Below are 19,534 nucleotides of genomic sequence, written 5' to 3'. Positions count from 1 at the left end.
GTGGAGTCGATTCGATGAAGCTCACAGCGCAGTCCGCCGGCCTGGCCGGCGAGGCAGGACCGGCCGTGGCCGGCGGCAGTCTCTACAACGAGGACCTGGCGCCGACCACGGCCGCGCAGCGCAGTTGGCGCTGGTATCACTTCGCGGCGCTATGGGTCGGGATGGTGATGAACATCGCCTCCTACATGCTGGCGGCGGGGTTGACCGAGCAGGGCATGTCGCCGTGGCAGGCGGTGCTGACGGTCCTGCTCGGCAACCTGATCGTGCTGGTGCCGATGCTGCTGATCGGCCATGCCGGTGCCAGGCACGGCATCCCCTACGCGGTGCTGGTGCGCAGTTCGTTCGGCACCCAGGGCGCCAAGCTGCCCGCGCTGCTGCGCGCCATCGTCGCCTGCGGCTGGTACGGAATCCAGACCTGGCTTGGCGGCAGCGCGATCTACACGCTGCTCAACATCCTGACCGGCAATGCGCTGCATGGCGCGGCGCTGCCGCTGGTTGACATCTCGGTCGGGCAACTGGCCTGCTTCCTGGCGTTCTGGGCGCTGCAGCTCTATTTCATCCTGCACGGCACCGATTCGATCCGCTGGCTCGAGAGCTGGTCAGCGCCGGTCAAGGTGCTGATGTGCGCGGCCCTGGTCTGGTGGGCGACCTCGAAGGCGGGCGGGGTGGGCTCGATGCTGTCCACGCCTTCGCAGTTCGCGGCCGGCGGCGCCAAGGCCGGGCGCTTCTGGGCCACCTTCTGGCCGGGGCTGACCGCGATGGTCGGCTTCTGGGCTACGCTCGCGCTCAACATTCCCGATTTCACGCGCTTCGCGCGCAGCCAGCGCGACCAGGTGATCGGGCAGTCGATCGGCCTGCCGGTGCCGATGGCGCTGCTGTCGGTGGTCTCGGTGGTGGTGACCTCGGCCACCGTGGTGATCTACGGCAAGACCATCTGGGATCCTATCGATCTGGCGAGCCGCATGACCGGCATCGGCGTGGGCATCGCGCTGGTGATCCTCACGCTCGACACCATGTGCTGCAACCTCGCGGCCAACCTGGTGGGGCCCGCCTACGATTTCTCCAGCCTGTGGCCAAAGGGCATCTCGTATCGCGCGGGCGGCATGATCACCGCCACCATCGCGATCCTGATGATGCCGTGGAAGATCCTCGCCACCACCGACGGCTACATCTTCACCTGGCTGGTCGGTTATTCGGCCCTGCTGGGCCCGGTCGCGGGGATCCTGATGGTCGACTACTTCCTGATCCGCGGCACGCGGCTCGATGCGCGCGCGCTGTTCGACGCGGCGGGGCCGTTCAGCTACGTGCGCGGCTGGAACCCGGCGGCGCTGGTGGCGCTGGCCGCCGGCGTGCTGCCGAACCTGCCCGGTTTCCTGCACGTCGCGTTTCCGGCCGCGTTCCCGAACGTGCCGGCGTTCTTCAACACGCTCTATACCTATGCGTGGTTCGTCGGCCTGGTGCTGGCGTCCCTGGTCTATGGCAGCTGGATGAAGCTCGGCGCGAGCCGGCGCGCACAGGTGGCGAGCGCCTGAGCGCGTCGCCCGATCCAGCTCGTTCCAGTTCATTCAGATAACGAGGAGGCATTGCGATGACAACCCTGATTCGTGGCGGTACCGTGGTCGATGCCGAGCGCAGCTACCGCGCCGACGTGCTGTGCGCCGACCCCCGGGATGGCGGCACGATCCTGCAGATCGCCGAACGGATCGAGGCACCGGCCGGCGCCGAGATCGTCGATGCGCACGGCCAATACGTGATGCCCGGCGGCATCGATCCGCACACGCACATGGAGTTGCCCTTCATGGGCACCACCGCCAGCGACGATTTCTACAGCGGCACCGCGGCGGGTCTGTCGGGCGGCACCACCAGCATCATCGACTTCGTGATCCCGAGCCCGCGCCAGTCGCTGATGGAGGCCTTCCACACCTGGCGTGGCTGGGCGGAAAAGTCCGCCGCCGACTACGGCTTCCACGTGGCCGTGACCTGGTGGGACGAATCCGTGCATCGCGACATGGGCACCCTGGTGCACGAGCACGGCGTGTCCAGCTTCAAGCACTTCATGGCCTACAAGAACGCGATCATGGCCGACGACGAGATCCTGGTGAACAGCTTCGCGCGTTCGCTCGAACTCGGCGCGCTGCCGACCGTGCATGCCGAGAACGGCGAGCTGGTGTTCCAGTTGCAGCGCGCGCTGCTCGCGCGCGGCATCACCGGGCCCGAGGCGCATCCGCTGTCGCGTCCGCCCGAGGTGGAGGGCGAGGCGGCCAATCGCGCGATCCGCATCGCGCAGGTGCTGGGCGTGCCGGTCTACATCGTCCACGTCTCGGCCAAGGACGCCGTCGACGCGATCGCGCGTGCCCGCAACGAGGGCCTGCGCGTGTTCGGCGAAGTGCTGCCCGGCCATCTCGTGATCGACGAGGCGGTGTATCGCGATCCGGACTGGAATCGCGCGGCGGCCCACGTGATGAGCCCGCCGTTCCGTTCCGCCGAGCACCGCGACGCGCTGTGGCGCGCGCTGCAGGCCGGACAACTGCATACCACGGCGACCGATCACTGCGTGTTCTGCGCCTCGCAGAAGGCGATGGGCCGCGAGGACTTCACGCGCATCCCGAACGGTTGCGGCGGCGTGGAGGATCGCATGGCGGTGCTCTGGCATCACGGCGTCAACCAGGGGCGCCTCACGCCGAACGAATTCGTGCGCATCACCTCGACCAATGCCGCGCAGATCTTCAACCTGTATCCGCGCAAGGGTGCCGTGCAGGTGGGCGCCGATGCCGACCTGGTGGTCTGGGACCCGGCCGCGACCAAGACCATCTCGGTGAAGACGCATCACCAGCAGGTCGACTTCAACGTGTTCGAGGGCATGACGGTGCGGGGCCTGGCCACGCATACCTTCACGCGCGGCGCGCTGGCCTGGGCCGACGGCGAACTGCGTGCCGTGCGCGGCGCGGGCCGCTACCTGAAGCGTCCGCCGAATCCGGCCTATTACGAGGCCACGCGAATCGCGAACCGGCTGCGCGAGCCGCAGGCGGTCGAGCGCGAAGGCTGAGCGATCGAGGCTTTCGGCACGAGGTTTCCGGCTCCGCCGCCAGATTCTTGCGCCTTGGCTTACGCGCGGGCCCATTGGTTTATACTGCGCGCCGCCGGTTGGAGACACCGGCGCTCGAGCTGTCCGATCGGTCAACATATGGCACGGATCCTGCATTGGTCTGCCCGCCCGGCAAGACCGGCAGCCGCAAGCCGTCCGGTGGGCGATCTCGAAGCAAGGACGCACCCGAAGCAGGCGGCGCGCGCGAATATAGGGCAGCGCGCCGGCCCGCGACCCGAGCCGACATCGATCGGCCGGGAACCCGATACCAAGAACCTGAGAGAGCGGAGTCACCTGTATGCATGCAGGAATACAGAACAAGAAAAAGAAAACAAAAAAACGGCCGGCGGCAGCCTGGCTGGCCGTGTTGGCGGCAGGCGTGGCGGCGATGGCGGCCCTGGCGTCCACCTCGGCCATGGCCGAGCCGCCGGCTGGCGCGACGATGCTGGCCGAGAGCGAGGTGGTGGCGCCCGCGGCGACGCCTTTGCCCTATGCGCCGCCTTCGCCCTATCTGTCGGACTGGTTCCACCAGAGCATCGGGCTGATCGGTTCGAAGAACATCCGCTTCGGCCCGCACCGGACCAACGACCTCTATCTCGAGTACGAGTATTTCGGCCGCAAGGGGCCGTTCGATCTCTACGGCTACGTGGACGTGCCGCGCGTGCTCGGGGTCGGCAACGGCTACGACGGCGGCTTCACCAACAAGGGCTCGCCGGTGTTCAGCGAGCAGGAGCCGCGCGTCTCGATCGACCACCTGCTCGGCAAGTCGCTCGCCATCGGGCCGTTCAAGGAATGGTACGTGGCCTTCGACTGGATCTACGACCAGGGGCACAACACGCCCGGCCGGCAGAACACGCTGTATGCGGGCATCGGCACCGATATCGACACGCATACGCCGCTGATGCTCTCCGCGAATCTCTACCTGCATCGCCAGTGGGAGAACTACGGCGCCGCGAACCAGAACAGCTGGGACGGTTATCGCGCGCAGATGAAGTACATCCTGCCGCTGGGCACGTTCCATGGCGGCAACCTGCTCTACGTCGGTTTCTTCAACTACGACTTCGGCTCGAAGCTGCGCGAGGAAACCGGCGACAACACGCGTACCGATACCGCCTTCGTGTCGACCAACGTGCTGATCTACTCGTTCAAGCACTGGCGTTTCTGGACCGCGGCCCGCTATTTCCACCATGGCGGCCAGTGGGCCGGCACCGAGCTGAACTTCGGCGACGGCCCGTTCCAGAACCGCTCGAACGGCTGGGGCTATTACGCGAGCGTCGGCTACCAGTTCTGATGACGGCCCGCGTGCCTATCCGCAGGAACCCGCTTGCGCCGCGACGGCAAGGGCGCATACTGCTCGGCGCGAGCCGGGCACGACATGAGCATCGAAACGATATCGAGGCGCCCGGGCAGGGCGCCATGACATGAAGAGACAAGAGGAGAGCGAGGGTGGATATTCTGCGTAGTCTGTTGGGAATGGCTTGCCTGCTGGCGATTGCCTACCTGCTGTCGAACAATCGGCGTGGCGTGAGCCTGCGCACCCTGCTCGCGGCCCTGGCGACCCAGCTCGTGCTCGGCGCCCTGGTGCTGTTCGTGCCGACCGGCCGCGCCGCGCTGGCGATGGCCGCCAACGGCGTGAACCAGGTGCTGGAGATGGGCAATCACGGCATCGCCTTCGTGTTCGGCGGCCTGGTCGGCAACAAGATGTTCGACCTGTTCGGCGACGGCGGTTTCGTGTTCGGGCTGCGCGTGCTGCCGATGATCATCTTCGTCACCTCGCTGATCGCCGTGCTGTACTACATCGGCGTGATGAAGTGGATCGTGCGCATCTTCGGCGCGCTGCTCTCGAAGCTGCTCGGCGTGAGCCGGATCGAGGGTTGCTCGGCGGTGGCCACCATCTTCCTCGGCCAGAGCGAGATGCCGGCCCTGGTCAAGCCCTTCGTGCGGCAGATGACGAGCGCCGAGATCTTCACCGTGATGGCCAGCGGCATGGCCTCGATCGCCGGCTCGGTGCTGGTCGGTTACGCCGGCCTCGGCGTGAAGATGGAATACCTGCTGGCGGCCTCGGTGATGGCGGTGCCCGGCGGCCTGCTGTTCGGCAAGCTGCTGTATCCGACCGACGAGCCCAGCCGGGTGGTGATCGAGGGCCTCGACTTCGACGAGAAGCGCGCCGCCAACGTGATCGAGGCGGCCGCCTCGGGCGCCTCGGTCGGCATGCGCATCGCGATGAACGTCGGCGCGATGCTGATCGCCTTCGTCGGCCTGATCGCGCTGATGAACGCGATCGTGAGCGGTATCGCCACCCTGGTCGGCTTTCCGCACCTGACCCTGCTCGGCATCCTCGGCGTGGTGTTCGCGCCGCTGGCCTGGCTGATCGGCGTGCCCTGGCACGACGCGGCGCTGGCCGGCAACTTCATCGGCGAGAAGCTGATCTTCAACGAGTTCGTCGCCTATGGTGATCTCTCGCCCTACCTGAAGGACAGCACCAAGGTGATGGCCGCCGGGCTGCAGGTGCTCGACCCGAAGACCATCGCGATCGTGTCCTTCGCGTTGTGCGGCTTCGCCAACTTCTCGTCGATCGCGATCCTCGCCGGCGGCTTCAGCGCGGTGGCGCCGGAGCGGCGCTCCGAGGTGGCCCGGCATGGGCTGCGCGCGCTGACCGCCGCCACGCTGTCGAACCTGATGAGCGCGGCGATCGCCGGCCTGTTCTTTTCCCTGCATTGAGGCGCGAGATTCGCATGACGGTTCCCGTAGTCGACCATCGGGCACGCAAGCAATTGGCGCAAGCCGCGTTGAAGGCGCTGCACCTGATCGATCTGACCTCGTTGAACGACGACGACACGGACGATGGAGTCCGGGCGCCGGCCACGCTTGGCCACGGCCCCGGCAGCGCGCCGTCCCTCACTTATTGAAAGGAATCCGATATGTTTCTGCCCCAGGAATTCATCCGCAAGAAGCGCGATCGCCAGCCGCTGAGCCGCGACGAGATCGCGGCCTTCGTCAGCGGCATCACCGACGGCAGCGTGACCGAGGGCCAGGTGGCCGCGTTCGCGATGGCGGTGTTCTTCAACGACCTGGCCGTCGAGGAGCGCGTGGCCCTCACGCTCGCGCAGCGCGATTCCGGCCAGGTGCTCGAATGGCGCTCGCTGGCGCTCGACGGCCCGGTGATCGACAAGCATTCGACCGGCGGCGTGGGCGACGTGGTGTCCCTGATGCTCGGGCCGATGATCGCCGCCTGCGGCGGCTACGTGCCGATGATCTCGGGGCGCGGGCTCGGTCACACCGGCGGCACGCTCGACAAGCTGAGCGCGATCCCCGGCTATGACGTCACGCCCGATCCGGAGCTGCTGCGCCGCACGGTGCGCGAGGTCGGCGTGGCCATCATCGGCCAGACCGCCCAGTTGGCGCCGGCCGACAAGCGCATCTACGCGATCCGCGACGTGACGGCGACGGTGGAATCGGTCGCCATGATCACCGCCTCGATCCTCTCCAAGAAGCTGGCGGCCGGGCTCGAAGGGCTGGTGATGGACGTCAAGGTCGGCTCGGGCGCCTTCATGCCGAGCTTCGAGAAATCGGTCGAGCTGGCGCAGAGCATCGTCGATGTCGGCAACGGCGCCGGCATGAAGACCACCGCCGTGCTGACCGACATGAACCAGTCGCTGGCGCCCTGCGCCGGCAACGCGATCGAGGTGCTCTGCGCGATCGACTACCTGAGCGGCAAGTCGCGTCCGGCGCGGCTGCACGAGGTCACCATGGCGCTCACCGCCGAGATGCTGGTGACGGGCGGCCTGGCCACCGACGAGGCGCAGGCGCGGGCCGCCTTGCAGCGCGCGCTCGATTCCGGCGCGGCGGCCGAGCGTTTCTCGACCATGGTGGCCGCGCTCGGCGGCCCGAAGGACCTGGTCGAGGCGCCGGCGCGATACCTGGCTGCCGCCGCGGTGAAGGTGCCGGTTCCGGCGCCGGCCGGCGGCGTGGTGCAGCGCGTCGACTGCCGCGGGCTCGGCCTGGCGGTGGTGGCGCTCGGCGGTGGCCGCACGCGCGCGGAAGACTCGATCGATTATTCGGTCGGCCTGTCGGATCTCGTCGAACTCGGGCAGCAGGTCGACGCGGGCGATCCGCTCGGCTACGTGCATGCGCGCGACCAAGCGGCCGCCGCGCGCGCGCTGGCCGAGGTGCAGCGCGCCTATACGCTCGGCGCTACCGCCGAGCCGCTGCCGCCCACCATTCACCGGCTGGTTCGTTAAGTGACGCCGGACAAGGAGCGAGCATCATGCGTGCGCTAGTTCTGGTTCTCGATTCGCTCGGCATCGGCGCGGCGCCCGATGCCGAACGCTTCGGCGACCAAGGTTCGAACACCTTCGGGCATATCGCCGAGCATTGCGCGGTCGGCCGCTGCGAGGGCGAGGCCGGCCGTAGCGGACCGCTGCGCGTGCCGCATCTCGAACGGCTCGGCATCGGGCTGGCGAGCGAGCTGGCCGGCGGCGCGCTGCCGGCAGGGATGTCGTCGGCGCCGGCGGTGCTCGGTGCCTACGGCGCCGCGCGCGAGTGCTCCTCGGGCAAGGACACGCCGTCCGGCCACTGGGAGATGGCCGGCGTGCCGGTGCGCTTCGACTGGGGTTATTTCAGCGAGCGCGAGGCCTCGTTCCCGCCGGCGCTGCTCGACGCGATCGTGCGGCGCGCGGGCCTGCCGGGCTACCTCGGCAACTGCCACGCCTCGGGCACCGACATCATCGCCTCGCTCGGTGCCGAGCACATCGCCACCGGCAAGCCGATCCTCTATACCTCGGCCGACTCGGTGTTCCAGATCGCCTGCCACGAAGGCAGCTTCGGCCTCGACCGGCTCTATCGCCTCTGCGAGATCGCCCGCGAGGAGGTGGATGCCTACAACATCTGCCGCGTGATCGCGCGGCCCTTCGTGGGCGACGCGCCGGACAACTTCGCCCGCACCGGCAATCGCCGCGACCTGGCGGTGCCGCCGCCGGCGCCCACCGTGCTCGACAAGCTCGCGCGCGCGGGCGGGCAGGTGATCGCGATCGGCAAGATCTCGGATATCTACGCCGGGATGGGCGTGACGCGGAAGATCAAGGCCAACGGCCTGGACGGCCTGTGGGACGCGACGCTGGCGGCCGCGCGCGAGGCACCGGACTTCAGCCTGGTGATGACGAACTTCGTCGACTTCGACCAGAACTTCGGGCACCGGCGCAAGGTGGCCGGTTACGCGGCGGCGCTCGAGTATTTCGACTCGCGGTTGCCGGATCTGTACCCGCTGCTGCGCGAGGACGACGTGCTGATCCTGTCGGCCGACCACGGCTGCGACCCGACATGGCCCGGCACCGATCATACGCGCGAGCACGTGCCGGTGCTGGTGTATGGAAAGCAGGTGGCGCCCGGCAGCCTCGGCGTGCGCGACAGCTTCGCCGACATCGGCCAGAGTCTCGCGTCGTGGTTCGGGCTGGACGCGTTCGAGGACGGCAAGTCTTTCCTGGCCGCGCCGCGGGCGGCCGGCGCCACGGCGCGATAGGCAGCTTATCGACAACACGAGGATATCGACATGGAACGGGATACATTGGTCGAACAGGCGAAGCTCGCGCGCGAGCGCGCCTATGCGCCGTATTCGAACTTCAAGGTGGGCGCCGCGCTGCAAACGCGCGACGGCAAGGTCTTTCACGGCTGCAATGTCGAGAACGGCTCGTACGGTCTCTGCAATTGCGCGGAACGCACGGCGCTGTTCGCCGCGATCGCGTCTGGCCATCGCCCGGGCGATTTCGTGCGGCTGGCGGTGACGGGCGACACCGACGGGCCGATCGCGCCCTGCGGTGCCTGCCGCCAGGTGATCCACGAGCTGGGCGGGGCGGACCTGGAGGTGGTGCTGAGCAACCTGAAGGGGCAGACGCAAGTGACCACGGCCGATGCCCTGTTGCCCGGAGCCTTCCGGCTCTGACGGCCGAGGCGGGCGCTATCGTTCGAGAATGCGCTGCAGCAGCATGGCCAGGCGCGCCGTGTCCTGCGCCTCGAAGCCCGCGAACAGCCGCTCATGCGCCTCGCGGAACGCCGCCGGCGTGCCGGCGGCCACCGCGTGCCCCCGCGCCGTCAGCACTAGTTCGACGACGCGCCGATCGATCGTACCGCGCCGGCGCTGCAGGAAGCCGTCGCGTACCAGCCGATCGACCATGCGGGTGATGGCCTTGGGATCGACCTCGCATTGACGCGAGATCTCGGCGGCGCGGGTCAACTCGGCCCGCTCGACCAGGTACAGCACGCGAGCCTGCTGCGCCGTCACCTGCAGGGCGTCCTGCGTGCATCGCGTGATGGCTTGATGCAAGGCCAGGTCGGCACGCAGCAGCAGGCGGCCGAAGGCATGGGCCTCGTCGCTGGCGCGCGAGCCGATCGCGGTTCGAGGGGCGCGTGCCATCGCGAGTGCCGTGAACGCGCTCGCGACTCAATCCGCCGCCTCGAACGGGCGCAGCAGCAGGAAGGCGAGATCGACGACATGCTCGGCGCTCTGGTGCGGCGCGACGCTCGCCTGTTCCGCCAGGCTGCGAAGGAAGAAGCCCATCAGGCTGGCGTGCGTGAAGGCCGCCAGTTGCGCGATATCGGCGTTGTCCGCGAGCTGTCCCTGCGCGTGCGCATCGGCCAGCGCATCGACGATGCGCTGTTCGGCGGCCCGGCGCCCCCTATGCACCTTCTCCCAGAACTCCCGGGTCTCCTCCGATACTTCGCAGCGCGAATGGACGATGCTGTAGACGCGCCGCGCGACGCCATTCGACAACACCAGCGCGAGATGGCGGACCAGGGCCGCCCGCAGTTGTTCGAGCGGGTCCGGCTCCGGCGCGTGCCAGGCGATCAGGAAGGGATCGACGGGCAGCCCCGCATGCTCGAGCATGGCCTCGAACAAGGCGGACTTGTTCCTGAAGTGCCCGTAGACGGCGCCGCGCGTGACGCCCGCCACGCCGGCGATATCGGCCAGCGAGGTATGCGACAGGCCTTGCCGCAGGAAGGCCTGGACCGCGGAGTCGAGGATCCTGGCACGCGTGTGCATGGCCTGCTCCTGCGTACGCCTCATCGAAGGCTCCCGGTTGTGCGATGACGAGTTGGGACATCGAGGTTGGGTGCGACGTCCGCGGACCGGACGTGCAGCTCGTTGCCGCTGTCCCGATCCGGCGCTGCCAATCTAGCGAGCTTCGGCGCCTCGGGCTAGTGCCCGAATCCGGGTGACTGACCTCCACGCGGCACAGTAATTTTCCCGACAGCCGCGCTTCAGGTTTCAGACAGTCAGGCGCGACGCCGCCTCGCGCAGCGCGCGGGTACTCCGGATCTTGTCCTGGATGTAGTCGACGAAGAGGGTGGTGACGCGCCGGATATAGCGATGGCTCGGAAACACCGCACAGAACTGGGCGTTCGTCGCGCGATAGTCGTCGAGGACCGGAACCAGGCGTCCCGCATCGATATCCGCCTGCATGCAGACCTCGGGAAGCAGGGCGATGCCGAGCCCCTCGATGGCCGTCTTGCGAATCAGCTCGATCGAACTGCTCAGAAAGCGCCCACTCACCTCCACCCGCGCATTGCCCTGCGGCCCGCTCAGATGCCAGACCTCGAGGCCGGGCGTGCGCGACAGCAACAGGCAGTCGTGCCGCGACAGCTCGTCCGGCGTGCGCGGAATCCCATGAGCGGCGAGATAGGCCGGCGCGGCGACCAAGCGGCGCTGCGCCGAGGAGATGACCCGGCGCACGGTGTTGTCCTCCAGGGCGAAGACGGGGCGGAAAGCCACGTCGACGGCGTGCGTGACCAGATCCGCGCGTGCGTCGTCGGTGAGGAATTCGAGGTTGACTGACGGATAGGCGGACAGGAATTCGGTGATCCAGGCGACAGGAAAAACATGGAAGAAGTCGCCCGGGAGAGCGACGCGCAGGGAACCGCCGGGCGTCGCATGGATATCGCTGACTTCCTGGCTGGCCTGCACGATGTCGGCGACGTTCTGCGCGCATTGATCGTAGAAGGCCTGGCCGATCGCGGTGAGTGTCAGCTTGCGCGTGGTGCGCAGGATCAGCGGGCTTTTCATCTTGCTTTCAAGGGCCTGGATATGCCGGCTGACGGTGTTCGCGGGCATGCCGAGACGGCGCGCGGCTTCGGCGAAGCTGCCGGCTCGTATCACTTCGACGAACAGGTAGATCTCGTTGAGGTCGATCATCGATTCCTCTCAATTTCGGACGACATCAATGCGAATAGCTCGTCTAGTGGGGTCAAAAAAAACGCTCTAAGCTGCGAGCCAGACAAGTTGATTAGACCACTATTCCCGGCTCGCCATCGCCCGATGCGAGGGCTTTTCGCGCGGCGCGGCGAGCTTGCTCATTTCTGGCGATTACGACGCGTGGGCCGGGAAACCAGGACAGGACGAGCCGCATGGCCCCAGCAGATCGACAAGACACGGATTCCGGCAAGCATGCATCGCTTAGCGATCCGAAAGTTTCTGTAATGGAAGCGCGACGCGCGGCGCGCTGGCTGGCGACGGCTGCCGTGGCCGTCGCGCTGAGCGCCTGCGCGGTGGGGCCGGACTACCGGAAGCCGACCATGGACCTGCCGCTCGCCTTCAAGGAAGGGGCCAACTGGCAGCGCGCCGAGGCGAACCCGCAGGCCTCGCTGTCGAGCCGCTGGTGGCTCGATTATCACGACGCCACGCTGACCGACCTGATCGAGCGCTCGCAGCGGGCCAACCAGTCGATCGCGCAGGCCGAGGCAGCCTACCGGCTCGCGCTGGCGACGGTGATGGCCGACCGCGCCAGCCTGTTCCCGACGGTGGGCGCGAACCTGTCCGGCACCCGCTCGGGCAGCGGGGCGAACGCGGCATCGAGCGGCAGTTCGCAGGCGGGCGTGAGCAACCTGGCTTCCACTTCGCTGACGGCGAGCTGGGAGCCTGATCTATGGGGCAGCGTGCGCCGCCAGATCGAGTCGAGCAAGGCCAGCGCGCAGGCCAGCGACGCGCAACTGGCGGGCGAGCGCTTGTCGATCGCGGCCAGCCTGGCCATCGATTATCTGGAGCTGCGCCAGGCCGACATGGATATCGACCTGCTGACCCAGCAGCGCCGCATCGACGAACGGATCCTCGAGATGACGCGCCGCGGTTTCGCGCTCGGCACCTCGTCCAACGACGACGTGCTCAACGCGCAGGATACGCTCGAGCTGGTGATCGCCTCGCTGCAGTCGACGCGGATCACACGCGAACAGGACGAGCACGCGATCGCGGTGCTGGTGGGCGTGGCGCCCGGCGGCTTCTCGATCGAGCCCAGGCCCGACTATGCGTTCGCGCTGCCGGCGGTGCCGCTGGCCCTGCCGTCGCAGCTGCTGGAGAGACGCTACGACGTCGTCAGCGCGGAGCGCACCGCGGCGGCGGCCAACGCCAAGATAGGTGTGGCCGAGGCGGCCTTTTTCCCGACGCTCACGCTCTCGGCCGAGGGCGGCTTCCAGCACAACACGCTGGCCAACCTGTTCACGGTGCCGAGCCGCTTCTGGACCCTGGGCCCCACGCTGGCCGCGACGATCTTCGACGGCGGCGCGCGCACGGCCGCCGTGCGCGAGGCGCGCGCGACCTATGACGAGGATGTCGCCAGCTATCGCCAGACGGTGCTGGGCGCGTTCCAGAACGTCGAGGACAGCCTGTCCTCGCTGAACCACCTGCAGGACCAGGCCCGTTCATATGCGGGCATCTACCGCCGCAACCAGCAGTTGTTCGACAGCGCCAGCGCGCAGCAGCGCATCGGCACGGCCAGCGAGCAGGACCTGCTGACCCAGCAGCTCACGCTGATCCAGGCGCGGCAGAACCTGGAGGACACGCGTGCCTTGCTGTCGCAAGGCAGCGTCAGCCTGATCCGCAACCTCGGCGGCGGCTGGCAATGGGACCACGCGCACGAAACGGACGACGCGCACGGCGCGCAGCTGGGTTCGTCGACGCGCCCCAAGCCGGCGGGTGCCGCCTCGACCGGCCTCGAATGAGCGGCGGCGCGGGTCGCGCAGTCGACCGATCCGCTCGCGAGCCCGACTCCCGCGCTTTCTCCATCCGGCGGCGACGGCTTCACCGCGCCGCGCGGGTTTTCCATTTCACGAATTCGGTGTGGTGTGACATGAATCGATCTTTCCTGGGTGCATCGCTGCTGTCCACGGGTTTGCTGGCGCTGGCCGGATGCGGCAAGAGCGGGCCGCCGCCCGCGCCGCCGCCGGTGGTGGCCACCGTCACGGCGCAGCCGCGGGACGTGCCCTTGACGCGCGACCTGGTGGGCCGCCTGTCGGCCTATTACAGCGCGAACGTGACGGCCCGCGTGTCGGGCGTGCTGCTCAAGCGCAGCTACGCCGAGGGCAGCGAGGTGAAGGCCGGGCAAACGCTGTTCGAGATCGACCCGAGCTACTACAAGACCGTGCTCGACAACAGCCTCGCCACGCTGGCCGAGGACCAGGCAACCTACGTCAACGATCGCATCACGGCCGAGCGCGACCATCAGCTGCTGCCGGTCGGATCGGTGTCGCAACAGACGGTCGACAACGCCGATGCGGCCGAGCGCAGCGCGGCCGCCAAGGTGCAGGCCGACCGGGCCTCGGTGGAAAGCGCCCGCGTGAACCTGGGCTACACCAAGGTCACCTCGCCGATCACCGGCATCGCGGGCGAGCAGCAGGTGACCGCCGGCACCGTGGTGGGCAGCGGCGTGTCCGACGCCGGCGCGAGCGGCACGCTGCTGGCCACCGTACAGCAGATCGATCCGCTCTACGTCAACTTCACCCTCAGCGCGGCCGACCTGGTGACGCTGCGCCAGGCGCAGGGCGCGGGCCATGTCGCGCTCGCGGGGCAGGCCGGCACCGCCGTCAGCGTCACGCTGCCGAACGGCAGCACCTACGGGCAGGCGGGCACGCTCGACTTCTCCGATGCCCAGGTGAACGCGACCACCGGCGCGGTCAACCTGCGCGCGCGCATCCCGAACCCGCAGCACCAGTTGCTGCCCGGCATGTTCGTCACCCTGAAGGCCGACTTCGGCCGGCGCAACGGCGTGTTCCTGATCCCGCAGCAGGCGATCCAGCGCGACGTGGTGGGCGCCTACGCGATGGTGGTGGCCGGCGGCAAGGCGCAGCGCCGCAACGTGGAGGCGAGCGCCAGCTATGGCAACGACTGGATCGTCACCAGCGGGCTGTCCGCCGGCGACGAGGTGATCGTCACCGGGCTGCAGGGCGCGCGCGAGGGCGTGACCGTCAAGGCCGGCCCCTGGCAGCCGCCGGCCGCGGGCCAGGGCGCCGCCTCCGCGTTGCAAGCCGGCCAGGCATCCTGAGGAGAACGATCCATGCCGCGCTTCTTTATCGATCGTCCCGTGTTCGCCTGGGTGATTCCGATCCTGATCTGCCTGATCGGCACCATTTCGCTGCTGAAGATGGGTATCGACTCCTATCCCGACATCGCGCCGCCGCAGGTGACGGTGACCGCCACCTATCCCGGCGCGAACGCCGCCACGCTCGAATCCACCGTCACCCAGGTGATCGAGCAGCAGCTCACCGGCATCGACAACCTGCTGTATTTCAGCTCGGCGTCGAACGGCAACGGCCAGGCCACCATCACGCTGAGCTTCGCCACCGGCACCAATGCCGACATCGCCGAGGTGCAGGTGCAGAACAAGGTCGCGCTCGCCGAGCCGCTGCTGCCCACCGAGGTGACGCAGCAGGGCCTGCAGGTGGCCAAGGCGAGCCCGGACATCCTGATGTTCCTGAGCCTGCAATCGAGCAACCCTGACATCGACGCGGCCCGCCTGAGCGACGTGATCGCCTCGCAGATCCAGCCGGTGATCGCGCGTATCAACGGGGTGGGCAATACCTTCATGCTCGGCGCCGAGTACGCGATGCGCATCTGGCTCGACCCGGACAAGCTGCAGGCCTATGGGCTGTCGACCACCCAGGTGCAGAGCGCGGTCAGCGCGCAGAACGCGCAGTTCGCGACCGGCTCGGTGGGCGCCGACCCGGCCGTCAAGGGGCAGACGTTCACGGCGACGGTATCGGGCGACACGCTGTTCTCCTCGCTGCAGCAGTTCCGCGACATCATCCTGCTGTCGAAGAACGACGGCACGGTGGTGCGCCTGGGCGACGTGGCGCGCATCACCTTCGGCGCGCAGAGCTACGGCACCTCGGCCATCTACCAGGGCAAGCCGGCGGGCGGCCTGGGCATCTACCTGCTGCCCGGCGCCAACGCGCTGGCGGTGGCCAAGGCGGTCAAGGCCGAGATGGCGGTGCTCGCCAAGGACCTGCCCAACGGCGTCACCTGGGACGTGCCCTACGACACCACGCCCTTCATCACGGCCTCGATCCTCGACGTGGTCAAGACCCTGGTGGAAGCGATCGTGCTGGTGTTCTTCGTGATGCTGATCTTCCTGCAGAACATCCGCGCCACCCTCATCCCGACCCTGGTGATCCCGGTGGCGCTGCTGGGCACCTTCATCGGCCTGTCGGCCCTGCATTTCTCGATCAACCAGCTGACCCTGTTCGGCATGGTGCTGGCGATCGGCATCGTGGTGGACGACGCGATCGTGGTGATCGAGAACGTCGAGCGCATCATGCGCGAGGAGGGGCTGGACCCACGCGCGGCCACCCGCAAGGCGATGGGGCAGATCACCGGCGCCATCATCGCGATCACCGTGGTGCTGGCCGCGGTGTTCGTGCCCTCGGCCCTGCAGCCGGGCGCCACCGGCATCATCTACGCGCAGTTCGCGCTGACCATCGCCGTGTCGATGGCCTTCTCGGCCTTTCTCGCGATGTCGTTCACGCCCTCGCTGTGCGCCACCATCCTGAAGCATGACCGGCACGGCGAGCCGAACCTCGTGTTCCGCCGCTTCGAGTCGGGCTTCAACCGGCTCAGCGAGACCTACATCGGCCAGGTGGCGCGCGCGGTGCGCCATGTGCCGCGCTGGATGATGGCCTTCGTCACCGTCTGCGTGCTGGCCGGCTTCCTCTACACGCGGCTGCCGACCTCGTTCGTGCCCGACGAGGACCAGGGTTTCGTGCTCGCGCTGGTCAACCTGCCGCCCGGCTCGACGCTGCAGAGCACCGACCGGGTCATGAAGGAGGTGCGCGAGCGCTTGAAGCACAGTGCGATCGGCAAGGATATCGACGACGTGTTCGGCATCGAGGGCTTCAGCTTCGTCGGCAGCAGCGAGAACGTCGGCATGGCCTTCATCAAGCTCACCGACTGGGGCCAGCGCTCGGAGACGGCCATGCAGCTGATCCCGAAGGCGAACGGGATCCTGCACGGCATCAACGACGCGCAGATCTTCGTGGTGAACCTGCCGACCATCCGCGGCCTGAGCCAGTTCGGCGGCGTCGACATGTACCTGCAGGCGCGCGCCGGACAATCCCGCGCGCAGCTCGGGCAGGCCGAGGGCATGCTGCTCGGCGCGGCCGCGAAGAGCGCGGTGCTGTACGGCATCCGGCCGAACTCGCTGCCCGAGGCGCCGCAGCTCAAGCTCTCGGTGGATCGTGTGCAGGCCGAATCGATGGGACTGTCGCTGTCCGACGTCTACAACACCATCCAGATGGAGCTGGCGCCGTTCTACGTGAACCAGTTCACCTACGCGGGCCGCGTCAAGCGCGTCTACCTGGAGGCGGATGCGCCGTTCCGCATGAGCCTCGATGCGCTGGGCCACTTCTACACGCCGACCAATGCGAGCGCCTCCACCACGAGCGGCGGCACCGCCTCGGCCTCGGCCTCGAGTTCGGGCACGGTCAGCACCTCCACCGCGCCGGTCGATCCGTCCTCCAGCAACGCGGCGATCAGCCCGTACAACATGGTGCCGCTGTCGAGCGTGATCCATTCGGGCTGGAGTGTCGGCCCGCAGGCGCTGCCGCGCTACAACGGCTATTCCGCGGTCGAGATCGTCGGCAACGCCGCGCCGGGATATTCGACCGGCCAGGCCATGCAGGCGCTGCAGCAGATCGTGGACAAATCCCTGCCGCCGGGATTCGCGGCCGACTGGACCGGGCAGTCGTACCAGGAAATCATCGCCGGCGATTCGGCCACGCAGTTGATGCTGCTGTCGGTGGTGGTGGTGTTCCTGTGCCTGGCGGCGCTCTACGAGAGCTGGTCGGTGCCGGTTTCGGTGCTGCTGGTGGTGCCGCTCGGCCTGCTGGGGATGCTCTCGTTCTGCCTGCTGACGAATACGCCGAACGACATCTACTTCAAGATCGGCATGGTCACGGTGATCGGGCTGGCCGCGAAGAACGCGATCCTGATCGTGGAGTTCGCGATCGAGGGGCAGGCCGAGGGCCTGACGCTGTACGACGCGGTGCTGCGCGCGGCGAAACTGCGGCTGCGGCCGATCCTGATGACTTCGATGGCCTTCATCCTCGGCGTGCTGCCGCTGGTGCTGTCCAGCGGGGCGGGCTCGACCTCGCGGCACGAGATCGGTGTCAGCGTGATCGGCGGGATGCTGTTCGCCACGGCGCTGGGCGTCCTGCTGATCCCGGTGTTCTACGTGGCGGTGCGCCGGATGCTGGGCGACAAGCTCGACGAGGTGACCCACAAGCTGCGCCGTCCGGACCCGGCGGATGGGGCCGAGGCTCGTTCCTGAGCGGGCCGAGCGAGGTATCGCCAGGCCTTGCGATGCATTCCGACGTGATTCGTTTCATCGTCGACGGGATGCATCGCATCGACCGGATGTCGAATTGAGGCCACGAAATTGATTCAGTTGATTTAATCATTTTTTGGTGAATGATTTATAAAAATCCAATAAGAATTGGATGATGAATTCGAGCTTTCCGACGTGGCCGCCGTCGATGCGTTGCGGGTCATGTCGGCTGGATCCTGCGCAATGGTGTAACTACTTAACATGCAAATTGCTTGCCGGGCGGTGCGTCTGTAGTTTGTGAAGCAACTACATACAGACGAACCCCGGGCCCGGCGAGAAATCCGGAAAACCTGATATTCCTGCCAGCTTCCTGATTGCGGATAATCTTCAATAATGCAACGCCGCCATCGAAATCGATGGATGAGCGAATAAGAATGCAAGAAGATTCGTGATACCCATCCTCTCCCATTGATCAGGAATACAAGAAATGAATATCAAAATGAAGAGAAAGAGTCTGGCATTCCCGGCCTTGGTGCTGAACGCGGCGGCGGCCCTGCTGCTGGCGACGGCCGCCCCGCACGCGGCGATGGCTGCCGCGGCCTGGGCGCCCGATACCTTCTACGCGGCCGGCACCATCGTCACCTACAACGGCAGCGACTACCAAGCGCTCGTCAACCAGACGGACTACACCGGCACCGGCTGGAACCCGACCGTGGCCTCGCTGTGGACGCCGGTCTCGGGCTCCGGCACCGGCCCGGGCAACGGGGGCGGCACGGATCCCGGCAACGGCGGCGGCAGCGGGCCGGGAACGGGCTCGCCCACCGGCACGGCGGCCGGCTTCATCTATGGCCCGTACAAGGACACCTCGATCTCGCTGAACTGGAACACCAACACCATCTCCACCAACGTGACCGGCTCGCTCAAGCCGATCGCCTCGGCGCTGCCGACGGGCACCCACACGCTCACGCTGGCCTTCGCCAACGGTGAATGCGGCAGCGAGAACTGGGGCGGCGTGGCCGGCAATACGCTGGCTTCCGTCAACGTGCCGCTGCTGTCGGCCGCCAACGTCAACTACATCCTGTCGACCGGCGGCGCGGCGGGCGTCTTCACCTGCGGCACCGATGCGGGCATGACGACGTTCATCAACCGCTACGCGTCCAAGAACCTGGTCGGCATCGATTTCGATATCGAAGGGGGCCAGTCGCAGGCCGTGATCAACAGCCTGGTGCAGCGTGCCGCCAACGCCCAGCAGCAGTTCCCGAACCTGCGCTTCAGCTTCACGCTGCAGACCGTGGCCCCGGCACCGAACGGCGCCACCCAGGCCACGTCCTGGGGCGCCAGCGCGCCGGACAGCTTCAACGTGCTCGGCGACTGGGTGATGCAGGCGATCAAGAGCTCGAACCTGAAGAACTACACCATCGACCTGATGACGATGGATTACGGCTCGGCCCTGCCGGGCAATTGCGTGCTGGTGGGCGGCGCCTGCCAGATGGGGCAGTCGGCCATCCAGGCGGCCATGAACCTGCATGATCACTGGGGCGTGCCGTACAGCCAGATCGAGATCACGCCGATGATCGGCGGCAACGATTCGGCCGGCGAGAGCTTCACGCTCTCCGATGCCGACGCGGTGTCGGCCTTCGTGATCAAGAACGGCCTGGCCGGCCTGCACTTCTGGTCCTTCGACCGCGATGCCGATTGCGCGCCGGGTACCGCCTCGCCGACCTGCAACACCATCGGCGGCGTCGGCACGCTCGGCTACAGCCTGCGCTTCGCCAAGGATCTCGGGCAGTAATGCGGTGATCCCGATGCCGGGGCCGATGGAGGCCCCGGCGTGACGCCGGCGGCCCTCGCATCGCGGGGCCGCCGTTTC

General features: G+C 67.6%; 14 protein-coding genes and 1 pseudogene. 12 read left to right on the top strand and 3 right to left on the bottom strand.

What is annotated here, in order from left to right; all coding sequences use genetic code 11:
- Positions 1-14 precede the first annotated feature (14 nt).
- The 8 genes and pseudogenes from FB600_RS01860 (at position 15) to FB600_RS01825 (ending at position 9,023) form a co-directional block, all read left to right on the top strand.
- On the top strand, positions 15-1,532 hold the full coding sequence (locus FB600_RS01860; protein ID WP_025099591.1) for an NCS1 family nucleobase:cation symporter-1: 1,518 nt from the start codon (positions 15-17) through the stop codon (positions 1,530-1,532).
- Positions 1,533-1,588: 56 nt separating this feature from the next.
- Entirely contained in the window at positions 1,589-3,046 is a 1,458-nt protein-coding gene (hydA, locus tag FB600_RS01855; protein ID WP_145756152.1) for a dihydropyrimidinase, read from the top strand.
- Positions 3,047-3,383: 337 nt separating this feature from the next.
- Entirely contained in the window at positions 3,384-4,376 is a 993-nt protein-coding gene (locus tag FB600_RS01850) for a nucleoside-specific channel-forming protein Tsx (protein ID WP_096751321.1), read from the top strand.
- Positions 4,377-4,531: 155 nt separating this feature from the next.
- The gene (locus FB600_RS01845; RefSeq protein WP_096751320.1) at positions 4,532-5,806 is read left to right on the top strand and encodes a NupC/NupG family nucleoside CNT transporter; all 1,275 of its coding nucleotides are present in this window, start codon (positions 4,532-4,534) and stop codon (positions 5,804-5,806) included.
- 14 nt (positions 5,807-5,820) lie between these two features.
- A pseudogene (locus FB600_RS01840) lies at positions 5,821-5,935 on the top strand (deoxyribose-phosphate aldolase); the annotation flags it as partial.
- A gap of 71 nt (positions 5,936-6,006) precedes the next feature.
- Positions 6,007-7,326 (top strand): thymidine phosphorylase, encoded by a 1,320-nt coding sequence (deoA, locus tag FB600_RS01835; RefSeq protein ID WP_145756150.1) that lies wholly within the window; start codon positions 6,007-6,009, stop codon positions 7,324-7,326.
- A gap of 26 nt (positions 7,327-7,352) precedes the next feature.
- Entirely contained in the window at positions 7,353-8,603 is a 1,251-nt protein-coding gene (locus FB600_RS01830) for a phosphopentomutase (RefSeq protein WP_145756149.1), read from the top strand.
- Positions 8,604-8,633: 30 nt separating this feature from the next.
- Positions 8,634-9,023, top strand: a complete 390-nt coding sequence (locus tag FB600_RS01825; RefSeq protein WP_013690523.1) for a cytidine deaminase — start codon at positions 8,634-8,636, stop codon at positions 9,021-9,023.
- Positions 9,024-9,038: 15 nt separating this feature from the next.
- Here FB600_RS01825 and FB600_RS01820 read toward each other — a convergent pair whose 3' ends face one another.
- The 3 genes from FB600_RS01820 to FB600_RS01810 form a co-directional block, all read right to left on the bottom strand.
- Positions 9,039-9,494 carry a MarR family transcriptional regulator gene (locus FB600_RS01820; protein WP_096751316.1) on the bottom strand — a complete coding sequence of 152 codons (456 nt, stop codon included), beginning with the start codon at positions 9,492-9,494 and terminating at the stop codon, positions 9,039-9,041.
- 27 nt (positions 9,495-9,521) lie between these two features.
- Complete coding sequence (locus tag FB600_RS01815) at positions 9,522-10,145, bottom strand: TetR family transcriptional regulator (protein ID WP_145756148.1); 624 nt, start codon at positions 10,143-10,145, stop codon at positions 9,522-9,524.
- Positions 10,146-10,346: 201 nt separating this feature from the next.
- Positions 10,347-11,270, bottom strand: coding sequence for a LysR family transcriptional regulator (locus tag FB600_RS01810; protein WP_145756147.1), 924 nt, complete (start codon positions 11,268-11,270; stop codon positions 10,347-10,349).
- A 284-nt stretch (positions 11,271-11,554) separates the two neighbouring features.
- Between FB600_RS01810 and FB600_RS01805 the strand changes: the two genes are divergently transcribed.
- From FB600_RS01805 to FB600_RS01790, 4 genes are all read left to right on the top strand, one after another.
- Positions 11,555-13,069, top strand: a complete 1,515-nt coding sequence (locus FB600_RS01805) for an efflux transporter outer membrane subunit (protein WP_098152646.1) — start codon at positions 11,555-11,557, stop codon at positions 13,067-13,069.
- A gap of 128 nt (positions 13,070-13,197) precedes the next feature.
- On the top strand, positions 13,198-14,388 hold the full coding sequence (locus tag FB600_RS01800; protein ID WP_145756146.1) for an efflux RND transporter periplasmic adaptor subunit: 1,191 nt from the start codon (positions 13,198-13,200) through the stop codon (positions 14,386-14,388).
- Positions 14,389-14,400: 12 nt separating this feature from the next.
- Complete coding sequence (locus FB600_RS01795) at positions 14,401-17,667, top strand: efflux RND transporter permease subunit (RefSeq protein ID WP_098152641.1); 3,267 nt, start codon at positions 14,401-14,403, stop codon at positions 17,665-17,667.
- Between the two features lie 496 nt (positions 17,668-18,163).
- Complete coding sequence (locus FB600_RS01790; RefSeq protein ID WP_223996162.1) at positions 18,164-19,456, top strand: carbohydrate-binding protein; 1,293 nt, start codon at positions 18,164-18,166, stop codon at positions 19,454-19,456.
- Positions 19,457-19,534: the final 78 nt, after the last annotated feature.

The organism is Burkholderia sp. SJZ089 (assembly GCF_007828315.1).
GTDB lineage: Bacteria > Pseudomonadota > Gammaproteobacteria > Burkholderiales > Burkholderiaceae > Burkholderia > Burkholderia gladioli.
The sequence above is the reverse complement of the archived record's forward strand: the minus strand, read 5'-3'. Positions and strand labels throughout refer to the sequence as shown.

Excerpts from the sequence above, each read along its gene's own strand:
- FB600_RS01860 (WP_025099591.1), top strand. The coding sequence starts at position 15 with ATGAAGCTCACAGCGCAGTCCGCCGGCCTGGCCGGCGAGGCAGGACCG.
- FB600_RS01800 (WP_145756146.1), top strand. The coding sequence starts at position 13,198 with ATGAATCGATCTTTCCTGGGTGCATCGCTGCTGTCCACGGGTTTGCTG.
- FB600_RS01820 (WP_096751316.1), bottom strand. The coding sequence starts at position 9,494 with ATGGCACGCGCCCCTCGAACCGCGATCGGCTCGCGCGCCAGCGACGAG.
- FB600_RS01810 (WP_145756147.1), bottom strand. The coding sequence starts at position 11,270 with ATGATCGACCTCAACGAGATCTACCTGTTCGTCGAAGTGATACGAGCC.
- hydA (WP_145756152.1), top strand. The coding sequence starts at position 1,589 with ATGACAACCCTGATTCGTGGCGGTACCGTGGTCGATGCCGAGCGCAGC.
- FB600_RS01815 (WP_145756148.1), bottom strand. The coding sequence starts at position 10,145 with ATGAGGCGTACGCAGGAGCAGGCCATGCACACGCGTGCCAGGATCCTC.
- FB600_RS01795 (WP_098152641.1), top strand. The coding sequence starts at position 14,401 with ATGCCGCGCTTCTTTATCGATCGTCCCGTGTTCGCCTGGGTGATTCCG.
- FB600_RS01790 (WP_223996162.1), top strand. The coding sequence starts at position 18,164 with ATGAAGAGAAAGAGTCTGGCATTCCCGGCCTTGGTGCTGAACGCGGCG.
- FB600_RS01805 (WP_098152646.1), top strand. The coding sequence starts at position 11,555 with ATGGAAGCGCGACGCGCGGCGCGCTGGCTGGCGACGGCTGCCGTGGCC.
- FB600_RS01825 (WP_013690523.1), top strand. The coding sequence starts at position 8,634 with ATGGAACGGGATACATTGGTCGAACAGGCGAAGCTCGCGCGCGAGCGC.
- deoA (WP_145756150.1), top strand. The coding sequence starts at position 6,007 with ATGTTTCTGCCCCAGGAATTCATCCGCAAGAAGCGCGATCGCCAGCCG.
- FB600_RS01830 (WP_145756149.1), top strand. The coding sequence starts at position 7,353 with ATGCGTGCGCTAGTTCTGGTTCTCGATTCGCTCGGCATCGGCGCGGCG.
- FB600_RS01850 (WP_096751321.1), top strand. The coding sequence starts at position 3,384 with ATGCATGCAGGAATACAGAACAAGAAAAAGAAAACAAAAAAACGGCCG.